General features: G+C 70.0%; 1 protein-coding gene. It reads right to left on the bottom strand.

Annotated features, from left to right (window positions below):
* Nucleotides 1–27 precede the first annotated feature (27 nt).
* Nucleotides 28–9,537 carry a beta strand repeat-containing protein gene (locus J2847_RS31805; protein WP_325169527.1) on the bottom strand — a complete coding sequence of 3,170 codons (9,510 nt, stop codon included), beginning with the start codon at nt 9,535–9,537 and terminating at the stop codon, nt 28–30.
* Between the last annotated feature and the right edge of the window lie 28 nt (nt 9,538–9,565).

The raw sequence follows: 9,565 nt of genomic DNA on the forward strand, positions 1-9,565 counted from the left end.
CACCGCCCCCTTCCCGCCCGTGCCGGATCAGAAGGTCAGCCGCTCGATGTTCTGCAACACCAGCTGGTGCCCGTTCTGGTCCTCCAGCGTTCCTGACCACTCATGGTTGAAGGTCAGGCCATGGCCCGAGGGGTCGAGCGTGTAGCTGTTCGAGTCGATCTGGTCCAGCCAGTTCCCCACCCCTCCGGCGAAGTTGCCCATCTCCACCACGTCGGTCCAGCCGGCCCCGCCATTGATGAACAGGCTGCCATCGCGCTGCGCGAAGATGAACAGGTCGTCCCCGGCCCCGCCGTTCATCGCCATCGTCCCGGCGGCGGCGTGCAGCGTGTCGTTGCCGGCGGTCCCGGTCACCACCGCGTCGTTCGAAACCTCCACCTGAACGCTCAGCGGATCGCTGGCGGCCCCCTGCTGGTCGGTCACCGTCACCTCCAGCGTCCGTGTCCCGGCGCCGCCGGGTGTCAGTGCCAGATGGTGGAGAAGATCGGTGTAGGTGGCGGTCGGGGCGTCGCCGCTCAGCGAGAGCTTGTGGCTCGCGTCGTCCCACGTCACCTCGATCCCGGTGCCGGCCACGGTCTTCCGCCCGGTCACGGAATCGGTGGTGAGGGGCAGGCTGTCGAGGTTGAGCGTGTCGCCGCTCTGCGACCCGCCGGTGATGCGGACCGTCATGCCGGACATGACGCTGCTGTCCACGTCGTCGATCGCCACGCCCGCCACGCCGGCCGCCTGGCCGTTGGCGGTGAGGGTCGGGGCGTCGTTCACCGGATCGACCGTCACCGTCAGGGTCTGCGACACCGTGGCCGTGCTCGTCCCGTCATGGGACGTCGCCGTGACCGTCAGCGTCACCGGACCGTTGGCGTCGGCCGGCGGCGTGTAGGTGAGGCCGCTGAGCTGCGCCGCGGTCAGGCTCCAGCTTCCATCGGCGTTGTCGGTGCCGTGGTTCAGGCTGGCGCCGGCGGGCACGCCGTCGATCCGCACCGTCACCGTCTCCGACCCGTCGAGGTCGGTCGGGGCGGCGGTGATCGACAGGGCGATCGCCGTGTCCTCCGGCCCGTGGGTGGCGGCGACGGTCAGGGCCGGCGCGTCGGCCACCGGGTTGACCGTCACGGTCAGCGTATCGGCGACCGAAACCGGGGCGGCGGACCCGTCCCTGGCCGTCGCCGTGACCGTCAGGGTGAAGTCGTCCCCGCTGTTGGCCGGTGGCTTGATCGTCAGGCCGGTCAACTGCGACGGCGTCAGCGTGATCGCCCCGGCCACCACGGTCAGCGCCCCGGCGGCGTTCCGCAGGGTGGCGCCGTCCGGAATGCCCGACAGCGTGACGTTCAGCGTCTCCGACCCGTCGGTGTCGGTCAGCGCCGGGTTGATCGTCAGCGCGATCGCCGTGTCCTCGTCGCCGCTCGCCGGCTGGACGCTCAGCGTCGGCGCGTCGGTCACCGGGGCGACGGTCACCGTCAGGCTGCGGACCGTTGTCGCCTCGACCGCCGAGCCGTCCTTGGACCGCGCGGTGACCGTCAGGGTGAAGTCGGTGTCGCTGTCGTCCGGCGGCGTGATCGCCAGCCCGGCGAGCTGCGCCGGGGTCAGGGTGATCGAGCCGCCGCTGATGACCAGCACGTCGCCGTCGTCGTTGGTCAGGCTGGCGCCGGCCGGGATGCCCGACAGGGTGACCGTCAGCACCTCCGATCCGTCGGTGTCGGTGAGCGCCGGAGCGATCGACAGCGCGATGGGGCTGTCCTCGTTCCCGCTCGCCGCCTGCACGCTCAGCGTCGGCGCGTCCGAGACCGGATTGACCGTCACCGCCAGCGTCCGCACGGTGTCGGCGCCCGCCGCCATCCCGTCCCTGGACGTCGCCGTGACGGTCAGGGTGAAGTTTTCGTCGCTGTTCTCGGGCGGCGTGATCTTCAGCCCGGTCAATTGCGCCGGAGTCAGCGTCACCGTCCCGTTGCTGACCGTCAGGACGCCCCCGGCGTTGGCCAGAACCGCATGGTCCGGGATACCCGACAGGGTGATGGTCAGCGTCTCCGACCCGTCCGTGTCGGTCAGCGCCGACGCGATGTTCAGGGCGATGGGGCTGTCCTCGTTGCCGGTCGCCGGCTGGACGGTCAGGGTCGGCGCGTCCGACACCGGGTTGACCGTGACGGTCAGCGTGTCGGTGACCGTGACCGGGGCGGCCGAGCCGTCCCGCGCGGTCGCCGTGACGGTCAGGGTGAAGTCGGTGTCGCTGTTCCCGGGCGGCGTGATCTTCAACCCGGCGAGCTGGCCAGGCGTCAGCGTGATCGACCCGTTGGTGATCGTCAGCGTGTCGCCACCATCGTTGCTCAGGCTGGCGCCGCCCGGAATGCCGCTGATGGTGACGGTCAGCGTTTCCGATCCGTCGGTGTCGGTCAGCGCCGGGCTGATCGTCAGCGCGATCGCCGTGTCCTCGTCGCCGCTCGCCCCCTGCACGCTCAGCGTCGGCGTGTCGCTCACCGGCGTGACGGTCACCGACAGCGTCTGGCTGGTCGTCGCCTCGGCGGCGCTGCCATCCTTGGACCGCGCGGTGACGGTCAGGGTGAAGTCGGTGTCGCTGTTCTCGGGCGGCGTGATCTTCAGACCGGCGAGTTGGCCGGGCGTCAGCGTGATCGACCCGTTGGTGATCGTCAGCGTGTCGCCACCATCGTTGCTCAGGCTGGCGCCGCCCGGAATGCCGCTGATGGTGACGGTCAGCGTTTCCGATCCGTCGATGTCGGTCTGCGCCGGGTTGATCGTCAGGGCGATCGCCGTGTCCTCGGCACCGCTCGCCGCCTGCACGCTCAGCGTCGGCGTGTCCGACACCGCGTTCATGGCGATCGGCAGCGTCACCACGGTGGTGGCGGTCGTCCCATTGGATTCGTGGCTGATCGCGGTGATCGTCAGGGTGATGTCGACGTCGCTGTCGGCCGGCGGCGTCAGCGTCAGCCCGGCAAGTTGTCCGGGTTCCAGCGTCCAGCTTCCATCGGCGTTCCGCGTGCCGTCGGACAGCGTGGCCCCGGCTGGCACTCCGGTGATGGTCACGAGGCCGAGCCGCTCCGACCCGTCGGTGTCGGCAAGCGCCACCGAAAGATGCAGCGGGATGACCGTGTCCTCGGTTCCGGTCAGCGGGGTCCAGGTGACGATCGGCTGGTCGGCGACCGGGTCGACGGTGACACGGAAAAGCTGGCTGCTGGTGGCGGTGGTCCCCGTCGCCTGCTCCGTCGCCGTCGCCGTCAGCGTCAGGTTGAAGTCGGTGCCGCTGTTGGCCGGCGGCAGCAGCTTCAGCCCGCTCAACTGGGTGGCGGTCAGGGTGACCGCCCCGCCGGTCGGGATCAGGGTGTTGCCATCGGCATCGATCAGCTTGGCACCGCTCGGCAGGCCCGACAGCACGACGCTCAGCGTCTCCGACCCGTCGCGGTCGACCAGGGCGGCCGACAGGTTGAGCGCGATCGGCGTGTCCTCGCTGCCCGCCGCGTTGGCGACGCTGATCGCCGGGGCGTCGGCCACCGCCACCACCTCCACATGGAAGGTCTTGCTGGTGCTGGCCGTGTCCTTGTTCGAGCTTTCCAGGCTGGTCGCCGTCAGCGTCAAATCCATGCCGCCCGACATGTTGCGCGGCGGAATGACCTTCAGGCCGGACAGGTCGGACAGCTTCAAGGTCCAGGAGCCGTCACCGTTGTTGGAGCCCTGGTTCAGCACGGCTCCGTCGGGCAGACCGGACAGGATGATGGCCATGCTCTCCGACCCGTCGGTGTCGACCAGCGCCGCCCACAAGTCCAACGCGATCGCCGTGTCCTCGTTGCCGGTCGCATTGTGGACGGCGACGTCGGGGGCGTCGGCGACCGCCGTGAAGGTGACGGTGAAGCTCTTGGCCGACCAGGCCTCGGCCGCCGTGCCGTCCTTGGCCGCCGCCTCGACGGTCAGGGTCACGGTCCCGGCGTAGTTCGACGGCGGCGTCAGGGTCAGCGCCGCGCGCTCCGCCGGCGTCAGGCCGGAGAGGTCGTAGACGCCGCCGCCGAGCGCCGTGCCGGCCGACAGGGTGAAGCCGGTCGGCACTGTCAGGCGCACCGCGCTGATCGCCTCCGGGGTGCCCACCAGATCGGTGACCGCCACGTCGATCGACAGGTTGGCCGCCACGTCCTCCCGCGAGGTCGGAGCCGTCACGCTGATCGTGGGCGCGTCGCTGACCGGCGCCACCTCGACCGCCAGGGTCCGGGTGGTGGTTGCCCGGTCGGCGTTGCTGCTCTCGCGCGACACCGCCGTGACGCTGAGCTGGATGGTGCCGCTGGCGTTGGCCGGCGGGGTGAATTTCAGGTTGGCCAGTTGGTCCGGAGTCAGCACCCAGCGGCCGGGGTTGGTCGAGTCCTCGAAGCCCGCCGACAGCTTGGCGCCAACCGGCACATTGTCGATGACGACGCCGACGAGGCTTTCCGACCCGTCCGTGTCGGTGAGCGCCGCCGTGATGTTCAGCGCGATGGCCGTGTCCTCGTCGCCCGAGGCGGTCTGCACGGTCAGAGACGGGGCGTCGGCAATGGCCGTCACCGTCACCGCCTGCGTCACCGTGGTCTGGCTGTTGTTGGCGCCCGAGGTGACGACCACGCCGAGTGTGAAGTCAACGTCGCTGTTGGCCGGCGGCTTGATCGTCAGGCCGGCCAGCTTCGACGGATCGAGCGTCGCGCTGCCATCCGCCTGGACGGTGATGAGCGTGCCCAGGGAATCCCTCAGCTCGGCTCCGGCCGGAATGCCGGTCAGCTTGACGGCCGTTACGTTCTGCCAGTCCGACAGGCCGCTGTCGAGGTTGAGGGCGACGGCGGTGTCCTCGCCGGTGGTGAGGCCGGCCGGCCGCTGGTTGCCGATGCCGGTGTTCGGATCGACCACCGGCGGCGGGGGAGGCGGCGGGGGAGGCGGAGGCGGAGGCGGCGGGGGGCTGGTCGGATCGCCGTTCCCTCCTCCGTTGTTGCCGCCGCCGTTGTTGCCGCCGCCGTTCGAGGACTGCGCGACGCTCCAGCTCACGACGAAGCTGTCGGAGACGCTGGTGTTGCGGTCGCCTTCCTGCTCGATGCTGAACGGACGGACGGTCAGGGTCAGGCTGCCCTGGTCGTAGGTCTGGCCGTTCGTGGTGACGGTGGCGTGGCTGATGCCCGCCGCGTTGGCGTTGTGCACGGTCAGCTTGACGCCGCCGGCCGCCAGAGCCGCCGCGTAGTCGGTCGGCGACAGGGTCCAGGTGCCGTCGCCGTTGTCGATGCCGAAGTTCAGGAGCGAGCCCTTCGGCACGCCCTCGATGATGACCGCCAGAGATTCCGAACCGTCGGTGTCCTGAAGATGCGCGTTGAGGTTCAGCACCATGTCGGTCGGAACACCGCTCGCCGAGACCTGATCGTCGACATGGTAGGCGACCAGCGTGCCGTCCGCCGCCTTCGACATGGGCGCGTCGGCCACGGCGGTGACAACCACCGTCGGGGTGTAGGTCCTGGTCAGGCTGTCGCTGCCGTCGGTCGCCGTCACCGACACGGTGATCTGGAAATCATCGGCGTTGTGTTCGGGAACATGCAGGCGCAGGCCGCCCAGCTTGGACGGATCGACCGACCAGCGGCCGTTGCCGTTGTCGGTCAGCGCCCCCGCAATCGTGCTCGTCAGCGTCACGCCGGCCGGCAGACCGGAGATGACGATGGCGGAGATGTGCTCCGACCCGTCGCTGTCGCCGGTCAGGGCCGAGATCACCAGCGGGATGCCGCCGGGGTTGTCCTCGGGCGCGCTGGCGCTGATCGAGACGATCGGCTCGTCGGCCTTGGGATCGACGGTGACGGTCAGGTCGCGGGTCTGCTTCAGCACGCCGCCCGACGTCTCGCCGTTCACCACGATGGTCGCCGCACCGTTGCTGTCGGTGGTGATGACGTCGACCTTCAGGTTGATGGTGCCGGAGAAGTCGGCCTTGGTCGTCAGGGTCAATTCGTTGCGGTACTCGACGTCGACCGACCAGCGGCCGTTGCCGAGATAGACCAGACCGCTCTCATGCCCGGCCGCCAGCGACAGCGAGGCGCCGTCCGGCAGATTGCTGACCACCAGCGACAGCCGCTCGGACCCGTCGGTGTCGGTGAGTTGCAGGTTGCCGAGTTGCAGGTTGATCGCCGTATCCTCGGTGCCGCGCGCGCTGAGCGCGCCGGTCGGGGTCGCCACGTCGGCGACGCCCTGCACCTCGACATGGACCGTCACCGGCGCCGCGTCGGCGATCGAGCCGTTGGAGCTTTCCGTCGCCCGCGCGGTGAAGGTCAGATCGAAGCCGACGTTGGAGTTGGACGGTGGGGTGATGGTCAGACCGTTGAGGTCGGCCGGCGTCAGCACCCATTTGCCCGACGCGGCGTCGTAGGTGCCATGGTTCAGCGTCGCACCGGCCGGCACGCCACCGACCAGGATGGTCAGTGTTTCCGAACCGTCCCGGTCGGTCAGGGCGGCGTTGACCGACAGCGGAATGGCGGTGTCCTCGCGGCCGACCGCGCTCGACGCCGACAGAACCGGGGTGTCGGCGACGGCCTTGACCGTCACCGCGAAGGAAAGCGGCGCCGAGGTGGCGGTCGTCATCCCCTCCACCGAGGTGGCGGTGACGGTCAGCGTCACCGAACCCGAGTAGTCGTGCTGCGGCGTGAAGGTCAGGCCGTTCAGTTCCGCCGGAGTCAGCGTCCAGCTTCCGTCGGGGTTGTGGATGCCGGCGGACAAGGTCGCCCCTTCCGGCACGCCGGTGATGGTGATGTGGTCGAGCGTTTCGCCGGTCAGGTCGGACAGCGCGGCGGTGATGCCCAACGCGATGGCCGTGTCCTCGTTGCCCGAGACCGGTTGGACGCCGACGATCGGCGCGTCGGCGACGCCGGTCACGGTGATCGACAGGGGGACCGGAGCCGACACGGCGGTCGAACCGTTTTCGCGCTCCTCCGAGGTCGCGGTGACGCTCAGCGTGATGGTGCCGGAGAAGTCGTGCGGCGGGGTGATGCGCAGCCCGGCCAGCTGGGCGCGGGTCAGCGTCCAGGTGGTGGTGCCATCCGCCTCGGTCACGTAGCTGCCGGCGCTCAGCATCGCCCCGTCCGGGACGTTGGAGATGGTGATGGCGCTGATGCTCTCCGACCCGTCGGTGTCGGTCAGGGTCGGCGTGATCGACAGCGCGACCGAGACATCCTCCCTGGTCGTGGCGGCGGCGGCGGTCACGGTCGGGGCGTCGGCCACCGCGTCGACGGTGATGGTGCCGCTCGCCGTCTGCACGAGGCGCGACGCGGTGGCCCCGCTGCCGTCGACGGTCCCGACCTTCAGCGTGTAGTTGAGGTCGGCGTCGGAATTGTGGGCGGTGGTGACGGTCAGGCCCTGGACGCTCCAGGTCCCGGCTGTGCCGCCGACCGCGGCGAGCGCCGAGGTCGGGATGGTCCAGCTGTAGTTGCCCGAGGCATCGGGACCGCCGCGCGTCAGCTCGACCCCGTTCAGGTACAGCTTGGCGCCGCTGGCGTCCTGCTGCGAGGCCGGGATCAGCAGGGTGACGTTCTCCACCGCCTCCGGGCTGGCGGCGTCGACGTCGCTGAGCGTGATGGTCGGGGAGAGCGCGATGCCGCCCGCCTGGTCCTCGTTGCCGCGCGCGTTGAGCGTGCCGATCTGGAAGGCGTCGGCAACCGGCGCCACCGTGATCGTCTGGGTGGCGGTGGAGGTGCCGCCGTAGCTGTCCCGCACCGTGAAGGTGAAGCTGTCGGTGCCGCTGAAGTCCGGGTCCGGCGTGTAGGTGAAGCTGCCGTCATCGTTCACCACCACCGTGCCATGCGCCAGCCGCACCGGCTGGCCGTTGGTGCCCGGCCCCTGGTAGGTCAGCGTGTCGTCGGTGCGGCCGTTGGCGATGTCCGGATCGGTCGCCGCCAGCCGGCCATTGACCACGTTGTCCTCGGTGCCGGGGGTGTTGGCGGCGGTCGCGGTCGGCGGGTTCGGGTTGTAGTTCAGCACCTCACGGACGTTGACCGGCTGGCCATCGACGTAGATTTCCAGCTTCTCGAAATCAACCACGCGGAGTCCGAGCGCCGTCAGAGTCGTCGCGCTGTTGGTGGAGGTGTCGGCGTTGGCGGCGTTGGGCTTGGCCGCCGCCGCCTCGATGCTGTCGCGCAGCGTGCGCAGGTCGGCCAGGATCGCCGGGTTGGCGAGCTGCGCGCTGGTCAGCATCACCCGGAAGGTGTCGATGCCGGTGTCGCCGTCCTGAAGTTCGGGCTTGGCGGAGGTGCCGCCCTCGCCGACCACGAAGATCGACAGGTCGTCGCCAGCCCCACCATTGATGGTGTCCGTCCCGCCGCCGCCGCTGATGGTGTCGCTGCCGGCCCCGCCGATCAGGACGTTGGCGCCGCTGGAGCCGGTGATCACGTCGTCGAACCGGGACCCGGTGACGTTCTCCAGATTGCGCAGAACGTCATTGCCCTCGCCGGTTCCGACGCCGGTCGCCAGATTGGCGTTCACGGCGGTGGCGGAGTCGGCGTAGGTCACCGTGTCGGTGCCGGCGCCGCCGTCGATGGTGTCGTCGCCGAGGCCACCGGCCAGCAGGTCGTCGCCGTCGCCGCCGTCCAGGCTGTCATCGCCCGCCCCGCCGCGCAGCGTGTCCTTGCCGCCCCCGCCATAGATCGTGTCGTTGCCGTCGCCGCCGTCGAGGCTATCGTTGCCCTGCGGCGTGCCGGTGAAGGTGACCGACAGCGTCTTGGGCGTGCTGGTGGCGGTGCTGCCGTTCTCCTGCTCGATCGAGGTGGCGGTGACGGTAAGATTGATCGGGTGGGTGCTGTCGCCCTCCTTGGCGGTCAGCTTCAGGTCGTTGAGCTGCGCCGGGGTCAGGGTCCAGGTGGTGGTGCCGTTGGCCTCGGTCACGCAGGTGCCGGCGCTCAGGCTCGCCCCGGCCGGAACGCCGGAGATCACCAGCCTGTCGATCGATTCCGACCCGTCGGTGTCCGACAGGGTGGCGCCGACGTTGAGGCTGACGGTGAAGACGCCGGTGCCATCGCCGTAGATCACGTCGTCGCCGGCGCCGCCGTAGATGGTGTCGTGGCCGGAACCGCCTTGCAGCGTGTCGTTGCCGGCGGTGCCGGTCAGCGTGTCGTTCTGGCCGTTGCTCAGGTTGTAGGAGATCGGAGTCACCACGGCGGTCGGCGCGTCGGCCACCGCGATAACGGTGACGGCGAGCGTCTTCTGGACGTTGACCGCTGCGGCCGTGCCGTCCTTGGCGGTGGCGGTTACCGTCAGGGTGAAATCGACGTCGCTGTCGCGCGGCGGCGTGATCTTCAGGCCGGCCAACTGGCCGGGCGTCAGCGTGATCGACCCGTTGCCGATCGTCAGCGTGTCGCCCGCCGCGTTCGTCAGCGTCGCCCCGCTCGGGATGTTGCCGATCGTGATCGTCAGCGTCTCGGACCCGTCCGTATCGGTCAGGGCGGAGGCGATGTTCAGCGCGATCGCCGTGTCCTCGTCACCGCTTGCCGGCTGCACGGTCAGCGTCGGCGTGTCGGTCACCGGGTTGACCACCACCAGCAGCGGTTCGCTCCTGGTCGCCTCCACCGCGCTGCCGTCCTTGGCGACCGCCGTC

This window comes from Azospirillum agricola, from assembly GCF_017876095.1.
Lineage (GTDB): Bacteria > Pseudomonadota > Alphaproteobacteria > Azospirillales > Azospirillaceae > Azospirillum > Azospirillum agricola.